Source organism: Marinobacter sp. S6332 (assembly GCF_023016045.1).
GTDB lineage: Bacteria > Pseudomonadota > Gammaproteobacteria > Pseudomonadales > Oleiphilaceae > Marinobacter.
On sequence record NZ_JALKAP010000014.1, the window covers coordinates 75,946 to 99,713 of the forward strand.

23 protein-coding genes and 1 tRNA gene are annotated in these 23,768 nt (G+C 52.8%); 17 read left to right on the forward strand and 7 right to left on the reverse strand.

The window, feature by feature from the left end:
- Positions 1–119: 119 nt before the first annotated feature.
- Positions 120–1,565, forward strand: a complete 1,446-nt coding sequence (locus tag MWU62_RS17060) for an AarF/ABC1/UbiB kinase family protein (protein ID WP_247116000.1) — start codon at positions 120–122, stop codon at positions 1,563–1,565.
- On the opposite strand, the gene MWU62_RS17065 is transcribed toward MWU62_RS17060, so the two are convergent.
- Positions 1,505–1,948, reverse strand: coding sequence for a YqaA family protein (locus tag MWU62_RS17065; protein WP_200367569.1), 444 nt, complete (start codon positions 1,946–1,948; stop codon positions 1,505–1,507). The genes MWU62_RS17060 and MWU62_RS17065 overlap by 61 nt on opposite strands.
- 194 nt (positions 1,949–2,142) lie before the next feature.
- Between MWU62_RS17065 and MWU62_RS17070 the strand changes: the two genes are divergently transcribed.
- Positions 2,143–2,388 carry a GrxA family glutaredoxin gene (locus tag MWU62_RS17070; protein ID WP_247116001.1) on the forward strand — a complete coding sequence of 82 codons (246 nt, stop codon included), beginning with the start codon at positions 2,143–2,145 and terminating at the stop codon, positions 2,386–2,388.
- Positions 2,389–2,466: 78 nt separating this feature from the next.
- Here the strand turns inward: MWU62_RS17070 and MWU62_RS17075 are convergent, their stop codons facing one another.
- Positions 2,467–3,729 carry a 6-phosphofructokinase gene (locus tag MWU62_RS17075; protein WP_247116002.1) on the reverse strand — a complete coding sequence of 421 codons (1,263 nt, stop codon included), beginning with the start codon at positions 3,727–3,729 and terminating at the stop codon, positions 2,467–2,469.
- Positions 3,730–3,884: 155 nt separating this feature from the next.
- Here MWU62_RS17075 and mpl point away from each other — a divergent pair, with 155 nt between their 5' ends.
- From mpl to MWU62_RS17095, 4 genes are all read left to right on the forward strand, one after another.
- Positions 3,885–5,279, forward strand: a complete 1,395-nt coding sequence (gene mpl, locus MWU62_RS17080) for a UDP-N-acetylmuramate:L-alanyl-gamma-D-glutamyl-meso-diaminopimelate ligase (protein WP_247116003.1) — start codon at positions 3,885–3,887, stop codon at positions 5,277–5,279.
- Between the two features lie 36 nt (positions 5,280–5,315).
- Positions 5,316–5,987, forward strand: coding sequence for a flavin prenyltransferase UbiX (locus tag MWU62_RS17085; RefSeq protein WP_247116004.1), 672 nt, complete (start codon positions 5,316–5,318; stop codon positions 5,985–5,987).
- Positions 5,988–6,072: 85 nt separating this feature from the next.
- Positions 6,073–7,212 (forward strand): acyl-CoA dehydrogenase family protein, encoded by a 1,140-nt coding sequence (locus MWU62_RS17090; protein WP_247116005.1) that lies wholly within the window; start codon positions 6,073–6,075, stop codon positions 7,210–7,212.
- Between the two features lie 143 nt (positions 7,213–7,355).
- Positions 7,356–9,236 carry a hypothetical protein gene (locus MWU62_RS17095; protein ID WP_247116047.1) on the forward strand — a complete coding sequence of 627 codons (1,881 nt, stop codon included), beginning with the start codon at positions 7,356–7,358 and terminating at the stop codon, positions 9,234–9,236.
- A 135-nt stretch (positions 9,237–9,371) separates the two neighbouring features.
- Here the strand turns inward: MWU62_RS17095 and MWU62_RS17100 are convergent.
- Positions 9,372–9,458: transfer RNA gene (locus MWU62_RS17100), tRNA-Leu, on the reverse strand.
- Between the two features lie 254 nt (positions 9,459–9,712).
- On the opposite strand from MWU62_RS17100, the gene rnr reads away from it, so the two are divergent.
- The 8 genes from rnr (at position 9,713) to alr (ending at position 17,949) form a co-directional block, all read left to right on the forward strand.
- On the forward strand, positions 9,713–12,193 hold the full coding sequence (rnr, locus tag MWU62_RS17105) for a ribonuclease R (RefSeq protein WP_247116006.1): 2,481 nt from the start codon (positions 9,713–9,715) through the stop codon (positions 12,191–12,193).
- 15 nt (positions 12,194–12,208) lie between these two features.
- Entirely contained in the window at positions 12,209–12,946 is a 738-nt protein-coding gene (gene rlmB, locus MWU62_RS17110; protein ID WP_247116007.1) for a 23S rRNA (guanosine(2251)-2'-O)-methyltransferase RlmB, read from the forward strand.
- Between the two features lie 231 nt (positions 12,947–13,177).
- Positions 13,178–13,621 (forward strand): 30S ribosomal protein S6, encoded by a 444-nt coding sequence (gene rpsF, locus MWU62_RS17115; protein ID WP_247116008.1) that lies wholly within the window; start codon positions 13,178–13,180, stop codon positions 13,619–13,621.
- A gap of 25 nt (positions 13,622–13,646) precedes the next feature.
- A complete protein-coding gene (gene rpsR, locus MWU62_RS17120) occupies positions 13,647–13,877 on the forward strand; it encodes a 30S ribosomal protein S18 (protein ID WP_114613426.1) in 231 nt (76 codons plus the stop codon).
- Between the two features lie 26 nt (positions 13,878–13,903).
- Positions 13,904–14,770: a hypothetical protein gene (locus MWU62_RS17125; RefSeq protein ID WP_247116009.1), complete on the forward strand. Its 867-nt coding sequence runs from the start codon at positions 13,904–13,906 to the stop codon at positions 14,768–14,770.
- A gap of 20 nt (positions 14,771–14,790) precedes the next feature.
- Complete coding sequence (gene rplI / locus MWU62_RS17130) at positions 14,791–15,237, forward strand: 50S ribosomal protein L9 (protein ID WP_200367542.1); 447 nt, start codon at positions 14,791–14,793, stop codon at positions 15,235–15,237.
- 229 nt (positions 15,238–15,466) lie between these two features.
- Positions 15,467–16,873, forward strand: coding sequence for a replicative DNA helicase (gene dnaB / locus MWU62_RS17135; RefSeq protein ID WP_247116010.1), 1,407 nt, complete (start codon positions 15,467–15,469; stop codon positions 16,871–16,873).
- Positions 16,873–17,949, forward strand: coding sequence for an alanine racemase (gene alr, locus MWU62_RS17140; protein ID WP_247116011.1), 1,077 nt, complete (start codon positions 16,873–16,875; stop codon positions 17,947–17,949). The genes dnaB and alr overlap by 1 nt, the downstream gene beginning before the upstream one ends.
- Before the next feature lie 9 nt (positions 17,950–17,958).
- On the opposite strand, the gene MWU62_RS17145 is transcribed toward alr, so the two are convergent.
- The gene (locus MWU62_RS17145) at positions 17,959–18,315 is read right to left on the reverse strand and encodes a hypothetical protein (protein WP_247116012.1); all 357 of its coding nucleotides are present in this window, start codon (positions 18,313–18,315) and stop codon (positions 17,959–17,961) included.
- A 173-nt stretch (positions 18,316–18,488) separates the two neighbouring features.
- Between MWU62_RS17145 and MWU62_RS17150 the strand changes: the two genes are divergently transcribed.
- Complete coding sequence (locus MWU62_RS17150; RefSeq protein ID WP_247116013.1) at positions 18,489–19,367, forward strand: sugar nucleotide-binding protein; 879 nt, start codon at positions 18,489–18,491, stop codon at positions 19,365–19,367.
- Positions 19,368–19,398: 31 nt separating this feature from the next.
- On the opposite strand, the gene fnr is transcribed toward MWU62_RS17150, so the two are convergent.
- On the reverse strand, positions 19,399–20,154 hold the full coding sequence (gene fnr, locus MWU62_RS17155) for a fumarate/nitrate reduction transcriptional regulator Fnr (RefSeq protein WP_247116014.1): 756 nt from the start codon (positions 20,152–20,154) through the stop codon (positions 19,399–19,401).
- A gap of 97 nt (positions 20,155–20,251) precedes the next feature.
- Positions 20,252–21,187: a ribosome biogenesis GTPase YlqF gene (gene ylqF / locus MWU62_RS17160; RefSeq protein ID WP_247116015.1), complete on the reverse strand. Its 936-nt coding sequence runs from the start codon at positions 21,185–21,187 to the stop codon at positions 20,252–20,254.
- A gap of 212 nt (positions 21,188–21,399) precedes the next feature.
- Between ylqF and MWU62_RS17165 the strand changes: the two genes are divergently transcribed.
- Both MWU62_RS17165 and MWU62_RS17170 read left to right on the forward strand, forming a co-directional pair.
- Entirely contained in the window at positions 21,400–21,843 is a 444-nt protein-coding gene (locus MWU62_RS17165; RefSeq protein ID WP_247116016.1) for a Spy/CpxP family protein refolding chaperone, read from the forward strand.
- A gap of 162 nt (positions 21,844–22,005) precedes the next feature.
- Positions 22,006–22,593, forward strand: coding sequence for a porin family protein (locus MWU62_RS17170; protein ID WP_247116017.1), 588 nt, complete (start codon positions 22,006–22,008; stop codon positions 22,591–22,593).
- Positions 22,594–22,671: 78 nt separating this feature from the next.
- On the opposite strand, the gene lipA is transcribed toward MWU62_RS17170, so the two are convergent.
- Positions 22,672–23,715 carry a lipoyl synthase gene (gene lipA, locus MWU62_RS17175; protein ID WP_247116018.1) on the reverse strand — a complete coding sequence of 348 codons (1,044 nt, stop codon included), beginning with the start codon at positions 23,713–23,715 and terminating at the stop codon, positions 22,672–22,674.
- Positions 23,716–23,768 lie beyond the last annotated feature (53 nt).

Consider the following 23,768-nt stretch of genomic DNA (forward strand, 5'->3'; position numbering starts at 1 on the left):
AGGTTAGTTGGCTGTTGTATCCGTATAATGACAGTGGTCACCCGCAGCTGTTACGTTAAAAGATCAAATCAGAGATAAAGTCAGGTTTTTTTAAACTCTCAGATTCGGACAGGTCATACATGTCATCCAAACGCTCAGGTAATTCAGTCTCCCGCATCAAAACAGGCAGCTTCGAACGCCGGCTGAGCCTTACCCGCGCGGGACTCTTTGCCGGTACGCGCGTAGCATCGCACATGGCGACCAATTGGTTCAGTAGCAAAGATAAACGCGATGAACGCCACCGCGCCATGCTATCCAGGCAGGCCCACCTTTTGGTTGATGAACTGGGCAAATTAAAAGGCAGTGTGGTTAAAATCGGTCAGGTGATGGCGTTATATGGTGAGCATTTCTTGCCCGAAGAGGTCACCGAAGCCTTACATACTCTGGAAGACCAGACGACCTCGCTGGAGTGGTCGGCCATTGAGCGTGTGCTCAAAGCCGAAATCGGCAGCGAGCAACTTGCCGAACTGAATATAGACCCCGAACCCATTGGTGCTGCTTCGTTGGGGCAAGTGCACCGGGCAAAAAGACGTAGCGATGGTCTGGAGTTGGTGCTGAAAGTTCAGTACCCTGGCGTTGCTGATGCCGTAGACAGCGATTTAAACTCGGTAGCCCAGCTACTTAGAGTGGCTCGCTTGGTCAGCTTTGGGCCTGAATTTGAGGATTGGTTAGAAGAGGTGCGGCAGATGATGCACCGGGAAGTAGACTACCGCCTTGAAGCCCGCACCACCGAGAAATTCCGGCAGATGCTAAAGGATGACCCACGGTTTGTGGTACCCCGGGTGTTGCCCGAGTATTCTAGCGGGCAGGTGATTGCGTCCACCTACGAGCATGGCCATTCCGTCAGCGCTGACGTGGTTCGGGAATTATCGATAGAGCGCAGAAGCGCACTAGGAAAAGCTGCGCTGGAGCTCTTCTTCCGTGAGCTGTTTGATTGGGGCGAAATCCAAACGGATCCTAACTTCGGCAATTACCGAATTCGCATTGCCGGAGAGGAAGGCAAAGGCGTGGAGCACGACCGCATAGTGCTGTTGGATTTTGGTGCGGTACAGTCGTATTCGCGAGAGTTTCTCGACCCCGTTATCCAGATGATCCGTGCCTCATACGAAAACGATTTAGAGGCAGTGATCGATGGTGGCGTAAAGTTGCGCTTCATGAGCACCGAGTGGCCTACAGAGGTGCTGGAGAAGTTTGGTCAGGTGTGTATGTCGGTTCTGGAGCCGCTGTCCAGTGATCACAAAAGTTGGCCAGATTACGCCGTTAACAGCAAAGGCCAATACCGCTGGAAGCAGAGCGATCTGCCGTCGAGGGTTGCCCGTCAGGCAGCACGGTCAGCCATAAGCCGTTACTTTCGAGTGCCACCCAGTGAGTTTGTATTCCTAAACCGTAAACTCATCGGGGTGTATACCTTTATTGCCGTATTGCACTCAGAGTTCAATGGCGAGCCCTTGTTACGCAAATACCTTTACGGCGAGGGAGATGATAAGCCCGATGCTTCGGCAACCAGCCAAATCACAAAGGCGTAACGTATCCCCTTACCAATGCCCACTAGCACAATAAAGTTGAGCCAAGGCACGCGCATTACGCCGCCGACCAGTGTTAGCGCGTCGCCGCCTATGGGCAGCCAGCCTAAAAGCAAAGACCATTGGCCGTAGCGGTTAAAGCTGTTTCTTGCTTTGTGGAGTTGGGTCTCACTAATCGGAAACCAGCGTTTGTGCTTTAGACGGTCAATTTGCCTGCCAATAATACCGTTAACCACGGACCCCAAGGTGTTGCCAAGCGTGGCCCAAACCCATAGCCACAGCATAGGGTACCCCTGAACAACCAGTGTGCCTGTCAGTATTTCCGAATAGGCTGGCAGCAATGTGGCCGCCGCAAACGAGGTCAGAAATAATGTCAGGTAAACCACAGAGTTCTCCTAGCGGTGATGGGGTGTTCCTCCTTTTTTCAGCTGAAGCCCTCTACGTATGTTCCGATACTATAGTGGGCATTCAAAGCTTCAATTTTCAATTTTGCTCAATCATGTCATCATGATTTTAAGAATTTTAACACCCTTTTTTATAGCCCAAGATGTGTCTCGGGTTAAGTATTCCGGAGAGTTTTATGGAGCAGGTAACAATCTATGGTCGTTTAAGCTGCGGGTTTTGCGTGCGTGCAAGAAGTTTGTGCGAGTCTCGCAACATGCCGTACACCTGGGTCGATATGATCGAGCATGACATGACCAAAGAAGACATTGCTGACAAAATCGGCCGCCCGGTATATACGGTCCCCCAGATTCTGGTGGGCGACAGGTACATAGGTGGCTACGACGAGTTTTCTAGTTATGTGCGTGATCTGGAGGCGGGGTAAGTCTCACCTTGGAATAAATACAAAAGGCCTTGTAAATACTTACAAGGCCTTTTGGTTTGCAGCGTAAATCGAGTTTAATCAGAGCTGAAAATTGGTTTTTAGCTTCTTTTCTGTCAGCGTGTTCTTGAGCTTTGCAACCTTCGGCAAGCCGTTCTCAAATGGCGGGAAGTTCTCGCCAGCAATGAGCGGCTCGAGATAGTCCCTGCACTCTTCTGTAATGCCAAAGCCGTCATCTGTGATGTAGTGAATTGGCATTTTCTTTTCCTGATTTGCCACTTCGCTTAGCGGGGCTTCACCAATTGACCAGACGTAAGGCTTTGTTTTTTCGCGAACAATAGTGGGCATGATCGCTTGCTTTCCTGCCAATGCCATTTCAACGGCGGCCTTGCCAACTGCGTATGCCTGCTCAACGTCGGTGGCTGAGGCAATGTGCCTTGCGCTGCGTTGCAGGTAGTCTGCAACGGCCCAGTGGTATTTGTGCCCAAGTGCCTGCCGAACCATATTCGCCAAAGCGGGAGCTACGCCACCAAGCTGGGTGTGTCCGAACGCGTCTTTGGCGCCGGCATCGGCCAGAAAGCGGCCATCTTCGTACTGGGCGCCTTCAGACGCTACTACCACGCAGTAGCCATACTCCTTCACGCAGAAATCGACCCGTTCTAGAAACGCTTCACGGTTAAATGGAATCTCCGGGAACAAAATAATGTGGGGCGGCTCACCTTCGCCCTGACCCGCAAGCCCGCCAGAGGCCGCAATCCAGCCCGCGTGACGGCCCATCACTTCAAGAATGAACACCTTTGTGGAGGTCTCACACATGGATTTGATATCCAGGCTGGCTTCCAAAGTGGAGGTCGCAATGTACTTGGCGACGGAGCCAAAGCCCGGGCAGCAGTCGGTAAACGGTAGGTCGTTGTCAACGGTTTTGGGTACGCCGATGCAGGTAATGGGGTAACCCATTTTTTCGCCCATCTGAGAGACTTTGTAGGCCGTATCCTGAGAGTCACCACCACCGTTATAGAAGAAGTAGCCAATATCGTGGGCGCGGAATACTTCAATAAGACGCTCGTACTCGCGGCGATTTTCCGAGAAGTTTTTCAACTTGTGGCGGCAGGACCCGAAAGCGCCGCCGGGGGTGTGAATCAGCTCTTGAATGGCCTCGTCACTCTCGAGGCTGGTATCAATCAGCTCCTCGTAAAGCGCGCCCAGAATGCCGTTGCGCCCGGCATACACTTTGCCGATTTTGTCCGAATGCTTGCGCGCGGTCTGGATAACCCCGCAGGCACTGGCGTTGATGACGGCGGTAACACCGCCAGACTGAGCGTAGAATGCGTTCTTGATGGCCATCTCGGGATGGAGCCTCCTGCTGGTTCGACAATGGCGCAGATGATACGTCAAATGCTGACGATTTTCATGGCTGGAAATGCGGATAGCTATGCTCTTGACGGGATGGGGCGGATACTGGAGGCTTGTCGGGTTTCAACGCAGAGGACAGACGGCGAATGCATATTCATATACTGGGGATTTGTGGCACATTTATGGGCAGCTTGGCTGTTCTGGCGAGGGAGCTTGGCCACAGGGTTACCGGTTCTGATCAAGGCGTTTATCCGCCCATGAGTACCCAGTTAGAAGCGCAGGGTATCAGCTTGATGGACGGCTTTAGTGCTGAGCATTTGAAGCCAAAGCCTGATTTGGTGCTGATTGGCAACGCGATGGCCCGGGGCAACCCCGAAGTGGAAGCCGTGCTCAACCGAAACATTGATTACATGTCTGGCCCTGAGTGGCTGGCCCGCGAAGTGCTTCGGCATCGTTGGGTTATGGCCGTTGCCGGTACCCACGGAAAAACCACCACCACCGCCATGCTGCTCTGGATTTTAGATCAGGCAGGGCTTGCTCCGGGGTATTTAGTGGGCGGTGTGCCCAAGGATTTTCCGGTTTCGGCCAGCCTCGGTGATAGCGACTTTTTTGTTATCGAAGCGGATGAATATGACAGCGCCTTTTTTGACAAGCGTTCCAAGTTTGTCCATTACCGCCCCCATACTCTTATCCTGAATAACCTTGAGTTTGATCACGCTGATATTTTCGACAATGTTGAAGCGATTGAGCGCCAGTTCCATCATCTGGTTCGTACGGTTCCTTCCCAAGGATTGATTATTCGCCCGAGTTTGGATGAACACCTGGACAAAGCACTTGCTATGGGGTGCTGGAGCCCGGTGCAGGATATGGCCGTCGGTAGTGAAATGGCCGCTTCGGTTGATTGGCGTGCGGAGCTGTTATCCGAGGATGGCAGTCGGTTTATGGTTGTTCACCATGAGCAGCCCGTTGCCGTGGTGAAGTGGAGCCAAACGGGCCTGCATAATGTTCGCAACGCTCTCGCGGCTATTGCGGCGGCAAAGCATGTGGGCGTAACGCCGGATCATGCGGTGGCGGCGCTGTGCCGTTTTTCTGGTGTGAAGCGTCGTATGGAACTGCTTGCAGACGTTGGCGGCGTGAAGGTCTACGACGACTTTGCTCATCACCCAACGGCCATAGAAACAACGCTGGATGGATTGCGCAATCAGGTGGGAGAGGAAACAGTTATTGCTCTTATCGAGCCCCGCTCCAACACGATGAAACAGGGTGTTCACCAGCATACCTTGCTGCCGAGTGCCAGGTTGGCAGATAAAGTTTGTTGGGCCAACCTGAATAATATGGACTGGCTACCGGAGTTGGTCTCCGCATGGCAGGCCGATAACCCGGACTCCGGAAAGCACCTTGTAGAGACTAGTGTACAAGGGCTGATTGAACGTGTAATGGCCGATCTGCCGAGCCCCTGCCACATAGTTATCATGAGCAACGGTGGTTTTGGTGGCATTCACGGTAAGCTTATAGACGAGCTTGAGCGTATCCATGGCTAAACCGGCTCACAAGGAGTTATATCGTTGACTCAAAACATGACTGATAGTCAGTCGAAAGCCCGCACTATAAATCTGGCGTTCACCGGAGCTTCCGGTGCCCAGTATGGGCTGCGCCTGCTCCAATGTCTGGTGGCAGCAGGCTGCCGGGTTCACGTGATGGTGAGCAAAGCAGCACAGATCGTTATTGCGACTGAAACGGAACTAAAGCTGCCGGGAAGTCCGTCAGCTATGCAAAAAGTGTTATCGGAATACGCATCTGCCCAGCCCGGGCAAGTGTTGGTGTTTGGGCGCGAAGACTGGTTTTCGCCCCCTGCTTCCGGGTCTGGCGAAAAGGCGCCTTTGGTAGTCTGCCCCTGCAGCACCGGAACCCTATCGGCACTGGCCACAGGGGCTAGCAACAATCTGGTCGAGCGTGCCGGTGATGTGGCTCTTAAAGAGCGGCGCCAACTTATTCTAGTGACCCGCGAATCTCCTTACTCGCAAGTGCATCTGGAAAACATGCTGAGGCTTACCCAGATGGGTGCTGTCATCATGCCAGCCAGTCCAGGATTTTATCATAGGCCGGAATCTGTGGAGGATCTCGTGGACTTTATTGTCGCCCGTATTCTTGATCATCTGGATTTACCTCAGGACTTAATGCCCCGTTGGGGCGAGGCTCGGATTAATTCCAAAGTGGATCGTAACGATGGTTTTGGCCAGCAGGATTGATGGTTTTCACCATTGAGCAAGTCGGCCTGTCAGCAGAGACTTGGCGTACGCATACGTTAACTTTGTTTACTGACTGAGGTTCACCATGATTCCACGCACGCTCTTTGACGCAGACCTTGAAGGCTTCCGCGATTCAGTACGGAAGTTTTTGGAACAGGAGGCTGCGCCTCACCATGAACAGTGGGAGAAAGACGGCCATGTTAGCCGTGAGTTGTGGCAGAAAGCTGGTGAGTTGGGTTTTCTGTGCCCCACCATGCCTGAAGAGTACGGTGGTGCTGGCGTTGATTTCCGCTACAGTGCCGTTGTGATGGAAGAAGTTGCAAAGCAGGGGCTCTCCGGCATTGGCTGGACTTTGCATTCCGACATCGTTGCTCCCTACATATTGAACCACGGTTCGGAAGAGCAGAAAAAACACTACCTACCCAAGTTGGCCTCCGGCGAAATGATCGGCGCTATCGCGATGACCGAGCCGGGTGCTGGTTCTGATTTGCAGGGCTTGAAAACCTCGGCACTCAAGGATGGCGATAATTACATTTTGAATGGCTCTAAAACGTTTATCACCAACGGCCAAATGGCGGACCTGGTGGTTGTTGTGGCGAAAACCGACCCGAAAGAAGGCGCCAAAGGTACCAGTCTGTTTCTGGTTGAGAGCGCCTGGGACGGTTTTGAGAAAGGCCAGAACCTGAATAAAGTAGGCATGAAAGCGCAGGACACATCTGAGCTTTTCTTTCAGGATGTAAAAATTCCGGCTACTCATCTGCTGGGCAGCAGAGAAGGGCAAGGCTTCATTCAATTGATGCAGGAGTTGCCTGCCGAGCGCTTGCAAATTGGCTTGACTGCCATTGCCGCAGCAGAAGCAGCCTGGAAGTGGACGCTGGATTATGTGCAAGATCGCAAAGCATTTGGTAAGCCGGTGATCAAGTTCCAGAACACGCGTTTCAAAATGGCCGAAATGAAGGCAGATATCACTGCTGCACGGGTATTTACCGACCGTTGTCTGGAGCTGCATCTAGAAAAGAAACTGGATATCCCGACTGCAGCAATGCTGAAGCAATACACAACAGACTTGCAGTGCAAGGTGATGGATGAGTGTGTCCAACTGCACGGTGGTTACGGTTACATGTGGGAATATCCGATTGCCCGTGCCTGGGCCGATGCGCGGGTTCAGCGTATTTATGGCGGAACCAACGAGATTATGAAAGAGATCGTTGCGCGGGCGTTTTAAGCTGCTCTAAACGAAACCCCGGGGTCATTTCCGGGGTTTTCTTGTTACCAAACTTTACAGATTGCCAAACCTATCAAGGTCTCTGGCCGCCACATCCCCTAAAGTATCGGCACAACCTCTAACAAGGATAAACGGTTGCCGTGATGAGACCCCTTATATTCCTGCCTGTTTCTGTACTTTTTCTCGCCATTGCCGGTTGCGGCAAGGAGTCCGATGAGCTGCCGGAAGACGGGCGCGACTTTGACGGTGTGCAATACAGCGATCCGGCACCCTATACCGGCAGGGTGATAGACGGCTACCTGAAAAATGCTCGCGTATGGCTGGATATGGACGGCGACAGTCAGTACACACCTGGACCCATGGAGTATGAGCTGGCATCCGGTCGCAAGATTGTCTTGGCATCCGGAGAACCAACAGCCATGAGTGGCGAAGGCGGTCAGTTTACGCTGGATACATCAGAGCTCGTGATCGAGCCTGAGATTGGGCCTAATATAGATCCGCGCGCATTTCCCCTCCATGCTCTGGCACTTCCCGGTAAAACACTAGAGCAAACTCGTAACGGAGATGTTGCTGTTCCCCGTGCGTTTATGCTCTCGGCAGAGCCGGGTGTGCGCAATATTACGCCGCTTACAGCCCTTGCGCGATTCCGCCGACTTATAGCCTTGGAGTCCTTGTTTGGGGCGGCAGATTCGTCGTTGGCCAGTTTGGCAGGCATCAACCTATTGCGAGACTATGTGCTTGCCGAGGACGATCAAGCCCATGCTTACGCGCGAGCTATGGCGCGCTTTATGGCTAGCCAATTTCCAGATGCCTATAACGATCTACTGGCGAAGCCTGATAGCGATGGCACCGAGCGCCTGCTTACTCGCCCTGCGGCGTTTTTGTTGGGCGTATCTATGGTGCAGAACGCGGGTGATGTGATTGCTGCTGTCGATGCAGCGGCTCAGGGTAATTATGCCAACGTGGATGTTGACCTGATTGACTTGCCCCAAGTGCCGCTGGAATTGAGTGATCCGCTGCTGCTGACAAGCCAACAAATCTACGCCCAGCCAGACCGTTCAGATAAGTTACCGGCCAACCGTTCAGACTTACTGATTTCTGCCGAGCTGGAATTTGAATACAGCGAAGACGGACGCTTGCAATCAATATCTTCAGAAGGGTGTCTTGCGCCCTCCATACAAGAAATTGCAAGGTTGGTCAGCGTTAATGGATATATGGCACAACTAAGCACGCAGTGGTTGCCTTCTGCATCTTTATCGCCCCAAAGCAAAATTGCCTATGACAACCCCGGCGTTGATGAGCGCTTGGTATTTGATTGGGCTAACCGCTCGGCCAGTTTCGAAACCGTCACCACCTGCTACCAGAATGAAGGCATAGTGCCCGGGTCGACAGAGTTGGGAGGGAACCCGGAGGTAACCTACAGTTGGAGCTTTGATAATGGCAAGCTGCGAGAATTGGTTGCGCAGGTCTCGTCACAAGGTGGCGCTTCAACTCGAACCTTGGCCCCCGAGCTTTCCAATGCACCTGCTGGCTTTCCCGGTTACCAGCTGAAGGAAGACGGTGTTGAGCTGGAATCTGTGATCTACAGCGGCGGGCTCCAAAGCTGCACGATTGATGAGAAAGTGGATGCAGAGAACGCTGCGCAGGTAGTTACAGGGTTCCACGAATACGCATTTTCTGGGTACGAGCCCCAGCCAGTTGGGTTTGTTGGGCTTTCTTTGGAGTTTGATACCCGAGACGGCCTTAATCGGCCTCTAAGTTACGGATTCCTCGCGCCACGAACGTCACAGCTTAGCAACGTAGATGCTGAGAATGGTTTTGAGTGGGCGCTGTACTATCCCGCAAGAACCAGCGAAACCCCTCGTGGCGGCACTCCCAATCTAATTCAGGAGGCGTTCCTTAAGACTTATGGCGGCGGTCGTGCTTGTGGTCGCGAGTTTGAGAAGGTGCCCTCCGGCGTATTTGCACGGGTAGCCTACCGTTATCAAAACCTATCGGAATACCTTGTCGAGCTGCTGGAATGACCAGCAGCCTCGCGGGGCTAGGAATCTTACCTTGTGCATAGATAAAAACACCCCAAAAAGCATGCAGTGATGCCTGATATGGTCTGTCGACGATAATTGATCAATATGGGAATTCTCATTTCTCGGAGAGAGAAATGGTGCCGAGGAGAGGACTTGAACCTCCACGCCCTTGCGAGCACTAGCACCTGAAGCTAGCGTGTCTACCAATTTCACCACCTCGGCAGGTGATTTGCAGAGTTGCCCTTAGATTGTTGAAAACCGGACAGTTCTGCCAAAGATGAAAATGCTGACTCATCTGATGGCGCGTACTTTAGTAATTCCCGCTTAAGCTGTCAAACATTTTTTCCTTATGTGGGCGGCAGGTATTTGTGCCTATAAAAGGTGGGTTGTTAGGCAGGTTGCCTGTACCAACGTATACTATGCTGCAAATGAATATGAACAGCGCCGCTGTGGCGCCGCATTGAGCAAGGATTTTAATGGTTTCCAGAAATAAAAAGCGTAAAGACCCTCACGCCAGTCGTGAGGCTCAAAATTACGATAACCCGATACAGAGTCGGGAATTCATACTTGCACATCTTAAAGAGCGGGGCGCGCCCGCAACGCACGAAACCTTGTGCTCCGAGCTTGGTCAGGCAGGCCCGGAAGGTATCGAGGCGCTCAGGCGTCGGCTTATTGCCATGTGCCGGGATGGCCAGCTTATTTGTAATCGCCGTGACGCGTATCTGCCCATTGAAGAGGCCGATCTGGTCAGCGGTCGTGTTATCGGGCACAAAGACGGTTTCGGGTTTTTAGTGCCAGACGACGGCGGGTCGGATCTGTTTCTCACCGCGCGGCAAATGCGCCAAGTTTTCCACGACGACCGTGTTGCCGCCCGAGTAGATCGGGTAGATGAAAAGGGTCGACGTGAAGGTGTTATTGTTGATGTTATTGAGCATCGCACTCACCAAACAGTTGGGCGCTTCTTTAAAGAAAGTGGTATTGCGTTTGTAGTGCCAGAAAATGCCCGAATTAACCACGAAGTGCTGATACCTGATGAGCATGTAGGCGACGCCTACCCGGGGCAATATGTTGTTGTAGATATTGTGCGCCAGCCTACGGTTCGCACCCAACCCACGGGCAAAATAGTCGAGGTTTTGGGAGAGCACATGGCCCCTGGGATGGAGATTGATGTGGCTATCCGCTCTTACGACATTCCCCATAGTTGGCCAACGGAAGTGGGCGAGCAGGCGGCGGCTATTGCTGCCGAGGTGGAGGAAAAGGATAAAAAGAACCGGGTAGATATCCGTAACATGCGGCTGGTTACCATCGATGATGAGACGGCCCGGGATTTTGATGATGCAATATACTGCGAGCCCAGGGGGCGGGGCGCGTATCGCTTGGTGGTGGCGATAGCCGACGTATCTCACTATGTGCGTACAGGTTCACCGCTCGATGAAGAGGCTTTGCGCCGGGGTAACTCTGTGTACTTTCCGGATCACGTGGTGCCTATGCTCCCGGAGAAACTGTCCAACGGTTTATGTTCGTTGAATCCCGATGTGGATCGCCTCTGCATGGTGGCAGATATGACCATCAGCGCAGCTGGCAACATCAGTGGTTACACTTTCTATCAGGCGGTTATGCGCAGCCATGCGCGGCTTACTTACAACAAAGTTAGCGATATGTTGGAGCGGCCGGATTCCGAGCCCGGGTATCGCTTGTCAGATCAGTACGCCGACGTACTTCCACACCTGCATCATTTGTACGATCTTTATAAGCTGCTGCGCAAAGCTCGAACCGAGCGCGGCGCTATAGATTTTGAAACTACGGAAACCCGCATTGTGTTTGATGCGCAGCGCAAAATCGAAGAGATTGTGCCGGTACACCGTAACGACGCTCATAAAATTGTGGAAGAGTGCATGCTGTGCGCAAACGTAGCGGCGGCGCGATTCCTTAAAAAGCATAAAATGCCAGCGCTTTACCGAGTGCATGATGGCCCCTCGGAAGAGCGGCTCAATTCGGTGCGTCTGTTTTTAGGTGAGCTTGGTCTGCAGTTGGGCGGTGGCGATAAGCCTACGTCAGCCGATTATCAGGCCTTGCTGTCCCAGATCGTTGATCGGCCGGACGCCAACGTTATCCAAACGGTTATGTTGCGCTCATTGAGTCAGGCTGTTTACAGTCCGGATGAGAGTGGTCACTTTGGTCTAGGTTTCCCAAGCTACGCCCACTTTACCTCGCCCATTCGCCGTTACCCTGACCTTATTGTGCATCGGGCAATTAAGTCTCGTATCCACAATCCCGAAGTCACAAAGGATGTAGTGTCGCCAGCGGTATTTGATTCGACGCTGGTGGAGTACCCCTACGATTACGCCAAAATGGAGCAGTTGGGCGAGCACGTTTCCATGACGGAGCGCCGCGCTGATGACGCTACCCGTGATGTAATGGCGTGGCTTAAGTGCGAATTCCTCAGCGACCACGTTGGCGAAGAGTATGACGGGGTAATCGCAGCGGTTGTGCCGTTCGGGTTCTTTGTTCAGCTCTCTGGCGTGTATATCGAAGGTTTGGTGCACGTCTCTACCCTCAGTGGTGATTACTTTCACCATGACTCCGCTAAGCATCGCTTGATTGGCGAGCGTACGGCTATCAGTTTCCGCTTGGGTGACGAGTTGCGCGTTCGTGTAGTTCGCGTGGGCATGGAGGATCGCAAGATTGATTTGGAATTGGTCAGCGAACCGAAGCGTCGGCGTGCGGATCGAGACGCTTTGAGCGTTGCCAAGCGTGAGCCGCGTGGCAAAGATGGAAAGCGTTCCGAGAAAGGCCGTGGTCGCGGAGGTGCGCCTGCTCGTGCGGGCAAGCCTCGCAGTGCGAAGGCGCAGCTGGTGGCGGATGCAGCTAACGAGGCCGGTAAGAAGCCAAAAAAAGCGTCGGGCAAGCCCGCAGGCCCCAGCAGGCCGCGGAAGCCACGCAAGGCAGATAAGTAATAGGAAGCCGAATCAGTGTCTGAAGAATTTGTATTTGGCTGGCACGCGGTTGAGGCTGTCCTCAAGCGTGAGCCAGAAAGGCTGCAGCAAGTCTGGATTCAGACTGGCCGGCAGGATAAGCGCGTAAAGACCATCACGGATACACTAGAAGAGCTGGGTGTTCGATGGGCAGTTGTTCATCGACGTGAGCTTGATGAGCGCGTTGGTGGGGTTCATCAAGGTGTTGTTGCTGCGGTCAGCGAAAGCCGGGAGTGGACTGAAGACGATCTTCTGGCCCAGCTCGCAGCGAGTGACAAGCCTCCATTCTTATTGGTGCTGGATGGCGTAACTGATCCTCATAATCTTGGTGCGTGCATGCGCACCTGCGACGCGGTTGGTGTGCAAGCGGTTATTGTGCCCAAAGATAAATCTGCGCCATTGACTCCGGTTGCTCGCAAAGTCGCCTGCGGTGCGGCGGAGACTGTGCCGTTTGTGCGAGTTACGAACTTGGCGCGCTTTCTGCGCACGTTGCAGAATCAGGGGGTCTGGTTGGTCGGTACCGCTGGCGAAGCGAAAGCAACCTTGTATCAGGCAGATTTCAAAGGCCCGATTGCGCTCGTGATGGGTGCCGAAGGCAAAGGAATGCGTCGGCTCACTAGGGAACACTGCGATCAACTGATTAACATCCCCATGCTTGGCCACGTGGATAGCCTGAATGTTTCCGTAGCTACTGGTGTTTGCTTGTACGAGGCTTTGCGCCAGCGTCTTGGTTAACTCTTGCACAGAAGGCCGTGTGCGCCTAGAATACGTGACCCCTTTTTTCAGGGGAAGGTTTTGTATTGTCTTTAATCGGGCGTACAAGGCTTCGCTTTTGATCAAGCCTTTCTCGTAAAGCCTTATTGATAGAGCAAAAAAACCGGCGGCTTCGGCTGCCACCTCCTTGCTTTCATGCTTCCCGGCCAGTCCGAGAATTAGAGAAAGCTGTTTAAACCGTAGGGAGAACTCATGCGTCACTACGAAATTGTATTTATGGTACACCCGGATCAGAGCGAGCAAGTGCCCGCGATGATCGAGCGTTATACCAGCCTCATCACTGAAGATGGCGGCAAGGTAGATCGTTTGGAAGATTGGGGCCGTCGTCACATGGCTTACCCGATCAACAAGATTCACAAGGCTCACTATGTGCTGATGAACGTTGAATGTTCACAGGCAGCTATGGACGAGCTGACTCACAACTTCCGGTTCAACGACGCCATTATCCGTGACTTGATTCTACGTCGCGATGAAGCCGTTACTGATATGTCTCCGATGAAAGCCGCTGAGTCCCGTGAGGACCGTCGTTCCGGCGGAGATGATCGTCCGCGTCGTTCAGCTGAATCTTCTGATGATAGTCACGGCGAGCGCCAAGACGAGAATCAGACAGCTGAGTCTCAGGACGAAGAAGAGTAATTAACCGGAGTTGAGGAGTTACGTTATGGCTCGTTTTTTCAGACGTCGTAAATTCTGCCGCTTCACGGCAGAAGGTGTTAAAGAGATCGATTACAAAGATCTGGACACCTTGAAAGGTTATGTCACAGAAACCGGCAAAATCGTGCCTAGCCGTATTACCGGCACAAAAGCACGTTATCAGCGTCAGCTGGCTACCGCTATCAAGCGCGCCCGCTACTTGGCACTGCTGCCGTACTCGGACAGCCACGATAACTAAGTAACAGATAAACAGGACTTGGGACCATGCGTGCACTGGCACAATTTGTAATGCGCGGTCCCCTGCAGGCCAGCGGGGTAGCGGCAGTAACAACTGCAGTACCTTTGCTGTTCTGGATAGGCGCAGCGGTTGTTGGTCTGGTTATTCTCAGACTCGGCATCAGTCAGGGGCTCAACATCGGTCTTTGGGCACTGCTTCCAGCGCTTGGCTGGAGTGTGTTTGGAGGCGATCCGACGGCTTTGGCGGTGCTGCTGCAAGTGATGCTGATGGCATCCATGCTGAGAACAACGCTGTCCTGGGAGAGAGCCCTTTTAGGAGGGAGCTTTCTGGCGATCGTTATGGGGCTTGTCTTGCCCATGGCGTACCCCGGTCTGATGGACGAGCTCGTTCGTGCCGGGGTTGGTTTTTACGAGCAGTACAATGCTGAAGTGGCCCGTTCGCTTGGGAGCGATCTCGAAACGGTTATACGGGACACCATGAACGCCAGTATGGCCGGTAGTTATCTGGCAGTCGGCGTGGGCATGACAATGCTGGCAAGATCGTGGCAGTCGGGGTTGTACAACCCTGGCGGATTCCGCAAGGAATTCCACAGTCTCAAGCTGTCACCCGCGGTTACTGTTGTTCTTGCCGCCACCATGGTTTTTGGCCCGTTTCTAGGGTTGAATGCCATGTTGCTGGTTTGGGTAGCTGGAACGCCTATGTTTTTGGCGGGGCTGGCGCTTATTCATGGCATTGTCGGGCGTAAGAACCTAAGTAGTCAGTGGCTTGCAATGTTTTACGTTGCGCTGGTTCTTCTGGGCCCAAGCCTGATGATTCTGTTAGTGGTTCTGGCTTTTGTGGATAGCTGGTTGGACATTCGGAGGCGAATAAAGCCTGCCGGGCCAGCTGAATAAAGCACGAAGAGGTTAACGAGATGGAAGTTATTCTGCTCGAGAAAGTTGCAAACCTTGGCACCTTGGGTGACAAAGTAAAAGTTAAGTCCGGTTACGGCCGTAATTTCCTGCTTCCGTATGGCAAGGCTGCGCCTGCTACCGAAGCAAACCTGAAGGCGTTTGAAGAGCGCCGTGCCGAGCTTGAGAAAGCTGCAGCCGAGAAGCTGTCAGCTGCTCAGTCCCGCGCTGAGGCTCTGGAAGGTGCATCCTTCACAGTAACCTCTAAAGCAGGTGATGAAGGCAAGCTGTTTGGCTCTATCGGTGTGCGTGATATTGCCGATGTGATCACAGCTGCAGGTACTGACGTTGAGAAGAGCGAAGTTCGCCTACCAGAAGGCCCGCTGCGGGCAACTGGCGAGTACGAAATCGAGCTTCACCTGCACTCTGATGTTGAAGTAACTGTAAAGCTGGCGGTTGTTGCCGAGTAAGCTGTCTTCTCCGGAAGCAGTGTCGGGCGAACCCCGGTCTCTGTAACACGCTGGTGGCTGTTAGCGAACTTCTCGGAATTCGCTAACAGCCAACCCATCAGGCCCGAACCGTTTAATACGGCTTTCGGGCCTGTTGCTTTCTGGTATGCTGTAACGCTCAAACCTCCTCCATTATTACGACCATCCATTTCCGGTGTCGTAGTAAGGCTGCTCAACTAAAGATGTATTCATGGCCAAGCCTACTCTAAAACCTGCAATCACCGATCCGGAAACCAGCCGCATCAAAGTACCCCCCCATTCCGCAGAAGCGGAGCAGGCGGTGCTTGGTGGTCTTATGCTGGATAACCGCCGGTTTGATGAAATCACCGAGATTATTTCTGCCGTAGATTTCTACCGTCAGGATCACCGGTTGATTTTCGGTGCGGTTGAGCGTTTGGCCAGCGAGAACGAACCGCTCGACGTGGTTACTTTGGCAGAGTTTCTGGAGCGGGCCGGTGATATTGAAGACGCTGGCGGGTTGTCGTACCTAGCCGAACTTGCGGAGAAAACGCCGGGCGCTGCAAATATTCGCGCCTATGCCGAAATCGTTCGTGAGCGATCTATACTTCGGCAGCTTGTAGAGGTTTCCGGCAAGATTTCAGATTCTGCGTTTAACCCGCAAGGGCGAAACAGTAATGAAATTCTGGATGAAGCTGAACGAAATGTATTTCAGATTGCGGAGTCCCGAGTCAAAGAAGGCTCTGGCCCACAGTCTATCACTCCCATTCTTGCCAAAACCTTAACCCGCATTGAAGAGTTGTTTGAGTCTGGTGAGCAGACAACTGGCCTGACCACGGGTTTCAGGGATCTGGATGAGCAAACATCCGGTATGCAGCCAGCCGATCTCATCATTGTTGCGGGTCGCCCCTCGATGGGTAAAACCACCTTCGCAATGAACATTGTCGAGAATGCGCTGATTAGCACGGGCACTCCGGTTCTGGTGTTCAGCATGGAAATGCCAGCCGATGCACTGGCTATGCGTATGCTTTCGTCTTTGGGCCGTATCGACCAAAGTAAGGTCCGCGCCGGCAAGCTTGAAGAAGACGACTGGCCTCGCTTGACCTCGGCTGTTAGCTTGCTGAAAGAGAAGCCTTTGTATATTGACGACACGCCAGGCCTAAGCCCTACCGAACTGCGTTCTCGTGCCCGTAGAATTGCCCGAGAGAACGACGGCAAAATTGGCTTGATCATGGTGGATTACCTGCAGTTGATGCGTGTGCCCGGCAACACCGAAGGCCGAACGGCGGAGATCTCGGAAATTTCCCGGTCGTTGAAAGGTATCGCCAAAGAGCTCAGTTGCCCTGTAGTTGCGCTTTCTCAGCTCAACCGGAGCCTTGAGCAGCGGCCGAACAAGCGCCCGATCAACTCTGACTTGAGGGAGTCAGGTGCGATAGAGCAGGATGCGGATGTCATCATGTTCGTCTATCGTGATGAGGTGTACAACGAAGACACGCCGGATAAAGGCATTGCTGAGATCATCATCGGTAAGCAGCGTAATGGGCCTATTGGCACTATTCGTCTTGCCTTCATCGGCAAATATACAAAGTTTGAAGATTTGGCCCACGGCGACTACGGCGATTATGGTGGTGAATACTGATGCCGCGTAATACAACTGCTCGGATTGATTTGGACGCGCTGCGCAATAACTATCGCATAGCCTGTGAACGAGCGGGCAGTGCAAAGGCCATGGCGGTTGTGAAGGCTGACGGATACGGCCACGGCATTGCACAGGTTGCCTCTGCTCTGGCGGATGTTGCGCCCAAATACGCGGTTGCCTGTATTGAAGAGGCCTTTGCTATTCGCACAGCAGGCCTCGTTCAATCAATAGTCTTGCTTCAGGGCGTCCATGCCGAAGGCGATTTGGCGGAGTGTGTGCACAATCAATTTGAGCCAGTGCTGCACGGTGGGCATCAGCTGGAATGGTTGGAGCAGGGTAGCGCTATACCCGAGTTCTGGTTAAAGGTTAATACCGGAATGAATCGCTTGGGTTTTCGGCCTGACGACTTGCCTGCGGTTATGGCAAGGCTGGAAAAGATAAGCGCCCTTGGTGGATTGCAAGGCTTTGTTAGCCATTTTGCCTGTGCTGACGACGAGAGCAGCGCAATGACAGCGTCCCAAACAGCCACCTTTGAGAAGGCAACCGCTCCTTGGCCCTCGTTTATGAGGAGCGTGGGTAACTCTGCTGCGCACTTTACTGCCGGACAACCATTATTTGACTGGAGCCGCCCCGGCATAATGCTTTATGGCGGATCACCGATCATCGGTAAGACCGGCCCCGAGTTGGGCCTTGAGCCTGTCATGACGCTCGAAGCGCCGCTCATTACTACCCGTGTTGTTAAGGCGGGCGAAAGTGTGGGCTACGGCGCTGGTTGGGTTGCGCAACGCGACACCCGGATGGGGATGGTAGCCATCGGCTACGGGGATGGTTATCCCCGTCATGCTGGCACCGATACCCCTGCTGCTATTGGTGGGCGCCGTATTCGGCTGATCGGTCGGGTGTCGATGGATATGTTGGCTGTGGATCTGAGCAATGCGCCTGAGGCCCGCGAAGGGGATCTTGTTGAGCTATGGGGACACACCGTTGGTGTTGATGAGGTTGCCAGCTGCGCTGGCACCATCTCTTACGAGTTGCTTACGGGAATTACCCGCAGAGTTCCTCGTATATGTCGGTAGCCTGACTGGTCAGGCATCTTCCGGTTGATGAATAATTTCCTCGAGGAAATCGAGAATCGAGGCCAAGCTTCGGTCGTCCAACTTTTTGAGTACTTTGTGAACGACCATTTTGCTGCCTTTTAGCATGCTGCTGATGCCTACTTTGGCCATGCTTAGCATCATTTTGCTGGCTTTTAGGCGCCGTAAAGGTTCGATGAAAAAGAAGTCCAGGCCTGCATCGGTCATATCTATGATTAAATTGTAGAGCTGGTCGATTGCTTCTTTATCGGCTTTACCGCGCCCGCGCAATTCTTCAACGGTATAGAGTGCACGGGTGCGCAGCTCATCGGGAATGGGTGCAACAATGTGGCTTTGCTGTTTCAGCATGGCGATACCTAATTTTGTATGCTTCTGATAACGTTAATAAAAGTGATGCTGCCCAAGTGGTTATGACTGCATCCTGTTTCGAAAGGCATTGTATAAATTGATGGTGGCAAGCCATTGGCCAGACGGAGTTTTAAAACCGTCATATTAGTTATATCCGGAGGCATTGAGTTCTAGTGCATGTACTTGTTGTTCATGATTATGGTCCTTTGGGGAAGGTGCTTCTCGAGCGGCTTAGGGAGACGTCTTTGCATGTGAGCCCTTTGCTGGTCAGTAATCCGAACAGCGCCGATCTTAGTGCTTTGGCGCAGTGGATTCCGGAAGATACAGACCTAGTGGTTAATGCGCTGTGGTTGGCAGACCCCGAGGCCGCAGAGCGGGATCCCGAGGGTACACACAAGGTCGCTTTTTCTTTGCCGGTGGCCATCGCAGAATATGCCCGAGAGCGGGGCATTGCGTTGTTCCAATTGTCCTCTTGCTATGTGTTTGACGGGCGCAAGCAAACTGGTTATCTGGCATCCAATCCCGGCCAGCCAGTGAATGAATTAGGTAGCTGGCAGTGGGAGAGTGAACAAGCGCTACGCACGCTTTTGCCAAGACATATTATCTTGCGCACTGGTTGGAGCCTTAGTCGTTTTATACGCAAGGTTCAGAGGAGTACAGCGGCTGCCAACGAAGCCCTGACTCTGCCAGACAAGTGTGTGGGCCAGCCTGTATCTGTGGTAGACCTTGCCAGAGTAGTGACCGCTATCATCCAGCAACTGGACTGTGGGGCGGAGGTGTGGGGTACTTACCAATATGCAGGTGCCGAGGAGATCAGTTTATATGAGTTGGGTCTAGCAATCGCTGGCTTGCCGGGTATTCCTGAAGACCTTCACATAGTGGATGACATGCCGTCTTGGGGTGCGCTAGAGCCGCAAAACACAACACTGATTTGCACCAAAATCCGAAACACCTTTGGTATCAAACAGTTTCCTTGGCGCTCCGGGCTTGTAAACGAATTGGTGCTGTTGAAAGAAAATGCAGCGCGCTTGGAAGCCAGCAAGCCTGGCTGAGTAACTTCAGCCGGTTGCGGCAAAGAGTTGTTTACTGCTGACAGCTCTGGCGGGAGAACTCCCGGGTTACTAACTGCAGAGCTTCAACATCCAGCAGCTCTACCTCACGGCCCCTCGCATGAATAATGCCTTGATTCTGGAACCGGGTAAAAACTCGGCTGACTGTCTCAACGGCAAGCCCTAAAAAGTTGGCGATGTCATTTCTAGCCATAGGCAGGCTGAAGTTGGTTGGTGACATGCGACGACGCTGGAAGCGGCTGGATAAAGACAAAAGTAACGACGCAATGCGTTCTTCTGCTGTATTTTTGCTAAGTAGCAAGGCCAACTGGTGGCTGTTCTGGATTTCTTGGCCCATTAGGCGAAACATGTGGTGCTGCAAATCCGGCAGCTTACCAGTAAGTTCCTCGAGCTTGTCGATTGGAAACTCGCACACGCTAGTGCGCTCAAGGGCTTTGGCAGTGCAAGCGTAGGATTCACCGCTCATACTATCCAGACCAACCAGTTCACCGGGCATAAAAAAGCCTGTGACCTGCTCTTCACCACCCTCAGTAATAATCGACGTTTTCACCGAACCGCTTTTGACGGCAAAGCAGGAACGAAACGGCGTGCTCTGGTCAAAAATATGTTCGCCGCGATTATAAATTCGACCCTGCTGAACGATCTCTTCCAGCCTGCCTAAATCGTTCTCCTCAATAGCAAGCGGTAAGCACAGGTTGCTAAGGCTGCACTGTTGACAGGACGCTTTAAGGGGAGAGGCAGCTTGGCGAAATCTAATTGGTTGAGCCATTGGGGATAAACCATCCAAATTGATGCAAATCAAATTGCTACTCTAATACGCAGGAGTCGGTTTGCCAATGATTAAACGTAAGGAAAGACACCGACAGTTAGTGTCGGCGACCAGAACGAGATGCTTTGGATGCAGCCTTCTTCTCATTTAGCTTTGTTTCTTTCTCTGCCTCGGCCAGTGCGGTTTGCTCAATTTCGCGTTCCACCATCTCGGGGGTCTCCAGCGAGATTTTACCCAGAGTGCCAGCCCGGAACTCATTGAGCAGCACCTCGGAGACTTTGTTCAGGTCTGGTACGCCGCCGCGCCCTAGAAAGCGCCGCTTTGCTGCAATGCCGTCCATAAGGGCTAAGCCGTCTGCAGGCAGCTCATTGAAACCGTAACGAGCTTTCACCAGATCGGGATAGGCTTCCAGCAGGTAATCGGCCTCAAACATGGCAATGTCTTCAAAATCCAATACAGAACTTCGTATGGCGCCAGTAATCGCAAGCCGATACCCGCAGGCTTCCGGCGAGAGTTTGGGCCAAAGGAACCCGGGTGTATCGTAAAGCAGAATGTTGTCCGGCAGTTTTATAGTTTGCTGTGCTTTAGTCACTGCCGGCTCATTTCCGGTTTTAGCGGCCGGGCGCCCGGCAAGGGTGTTGATAAGCGTGGATTTGCCAACGTTGGGAATACCCAGAATCATTACCCGAAGAGCGCTCTTCTGGCGATCGTGGTTAGGTGTCATCTCACCGGCCAGACGGAGAATATCCAGAGCTTCACCGCGTTGGTTGTGGGTGAGCGTAATAGTTCTTACACCGCGCTCTTTTTCCAGCCAGGTTTGCCAGCGTGCTGTGACTTCGGGATCAGCCAGATCGCGCTTATTGAGAACCCTGATCAGTGGGGTGTCGCCGCGCAACGCTGGCACCAGTGGGTTTTCACTGCTGAAAGGAATGCGTGCATCTAGCACCTCAATAATGAGATCCATCTGAGGCATGATCTTTTTGATCTCCTTGCGGGCCTTATGCATGTGCCCGGGAAACCAGTTGATAGCCATTTGTTACGCTCCGAAAGTGGATGAATCGAGCCATTATGAAGGGGAATGACTAAACTTTCACACTTGTTTCAATGCGCTCGTGTGGCGGGTTTCGGGAGGGCTTGGCTCACAACCTGTACAAAAAGAAGGGATATCGGGGTGAAAAAAGGAGGTGGGATGCATTAGGGTATGAGCCAGCTAGCCATTTAAACCAAATTGTTAATGGAGATTTTATGACGCTCACAAAACTGTTCGGTACTGCTCTTGTTGCTTTGAGCCTTTCGGCACCCACGTTGGCCCAGCAAGCACCCGCAGGGCAGCCGGATCAGGTGGATCAATTGGCTCAGATGGTTGGGCTTTCTGAAGATCAGCAAAAAGAGATTCGCGGCATTCTTGACGAAATGCAGGGTGAAATCGGTACGTTACGTGAAGAGGCCCGTGCCTTGCAGGAGCAAATGCAGGCTGAGATCAAAGCGGATTACGATGAAGGCGCCATTCGCGAACACGGGGAAGACCTTGGGGACGTGACCGGCGAGATTGCCGTGCTGTCAGCGCTCATGCAGGCCAAGGTGGATAGCGTGTTCACCCAAGAGCAGCGGGACGAGTTGGATAAGAAGATGCAACAGATGCGCCAGCAAATGCAGCAACAGCGCCAGATGATGCAGCAAGGGCAGTAAAGAATGTACTAATGCTTGGCCTGGTGGGCAAATGCTAGGCCAAGTGGTGGTTAGTCAGCCTGTGGGTAGCTGCTCAAAGCAAGCCAAAATAGTTGCAAATGGTACCCTATCCCTTAGAATCAGTGTGTGGATGTATTTCTTTTAACGCAATTGAAATGTTGAGTGGATATTATGATCAAACAGGGATTTAAGGGATTAATTCTGGCAGGTGTTTTGGTTTCTGGTTCGGCCGCAGCTGAGCTGGGCTATACATATGCAGAAGCTGGCCTTGCTATGCTGAGCGCCGATGGCGACCAGACCTATGTAGGGTTTGATCTTCGCGGCTCATACTTGGTTAACGAGAATATTTTTGCATTTGGCGGCTTTCGCATGCTGTCGGATGATATTGACTACACAAACTGGCATCTGGGCGGCGGTTATCGCCATGCACTAGATGCTAAAACAGATGTTTGGGGTGGAGCTAGCCTAGATTACCAAGAGGTTGAAGCAGAGTTTTGCGCCGGATTCTTTGGTTGTTCTAGCGCGTCTGCTGATGATACGGCGCCAGCCTTGCGAGGCGGCATTCGTCATCAACTCAATGATAAAATTGAAGTCGGTGCAAGTGCACGTTATGTAACTGGAGATTTCGATTATCTGGGCCTTACCGGTCAAGGTCGCTTCAAGCTTCAGGAAAATCTGAGCCTGACTGGCGAAGTTGATCTTCAGGATGGTGACTTTGGTCTGTTCGGCGGTGTGACTTACTTCTTCTAAGCAACACCCTGATCAAAAACCCGCCTTCATAAAGTGAACGCGGGTTTTTTTGTGTCGAACAAAGAGCTGCTGGAGAATTCAGTCCAAAGTTTTTACCGGAATCTGCATTGCACTCGAGGCAGCAGGCACATCTGGCACTGCAAGCCCCAGATTGTTTTTGTCGAACACTCGGTCTGCCCGGTAGCTTGAGCGCACCATGGGGCCTGAGGGTACTTCCATAAACCCTTTCTCTAAGCCTATCTCACGGTATTGGTTAAACTCTTCTGGTGTCACATAGCGCTCTACAGGCAGGTGGTTCGGGGTCGGGCGCAGGTATTGGCCAAGTGTTAGAATGTCCACGCCAATGTCGCGGAGGTCGTCCATGGTGGCAAGGATTTCTTCATGGGTTTCGCCTAAGCCTAACATCAAGCTGGTTTTGGTCAGTATGTCGGGCCGATACTGCTTGGCGTGGGCGAGCACACTGAGTGTCTTCTGGTATCCAGCACGCGGGTCGCGAACGCGTTGCGTTAGCCGCTCCACGGTCTCCACATTCTGTGCAAATACTTCGAGGCCTGAATCTACCACCTTCTCCACATTGGCCATAACAGCATCAAAGTCTGGCGTCAGCGCTTCTACAGCAACGTGCGGTGTGCGTTGTTTGATGGCTGACACGCAGGCGGCGTAATGTGCGGCACCCCCGTCATCCAAATCATCTCGATCGACAGAGGTAAGTACGATATAACGTAGCCCCATAAGCTCGACCGATTTGGCGGTGTTTTCCGGTTCGTCTTTGTCTAACCAGCCATTAGGGTTGCCAGTATCAACTGCACAGAAGCGGCAGGCGCGGGTGCATACAGATCCCATCACCATGATCGTTGCCGTACCAGCTGTCCAGCACTCACCAATGTTGGGGCAGTGGGATTCCTGACATACGGTGCTGACCCGGTTTTCAGTGACGTTTTTACGCACGGCTTCAAAACGCTCGCCGCCGGGCATCTTTGCTCTCAGCCATTTGGGCTTGCGCTCAACCGATACGGGTTCCTGGTTTGCCGAGCGCTTTACGCCATCCTTGATAGCTGAGAAGCCATGCTCATTGCGGAATTTGGAACCACTGGTGACGCGGGGCTTTGCGCTTTCGCTCATTGCAACCGGACTCTCATTAAAGCTGGAGGAGCTTTAGAGAATAATAGGCTGGC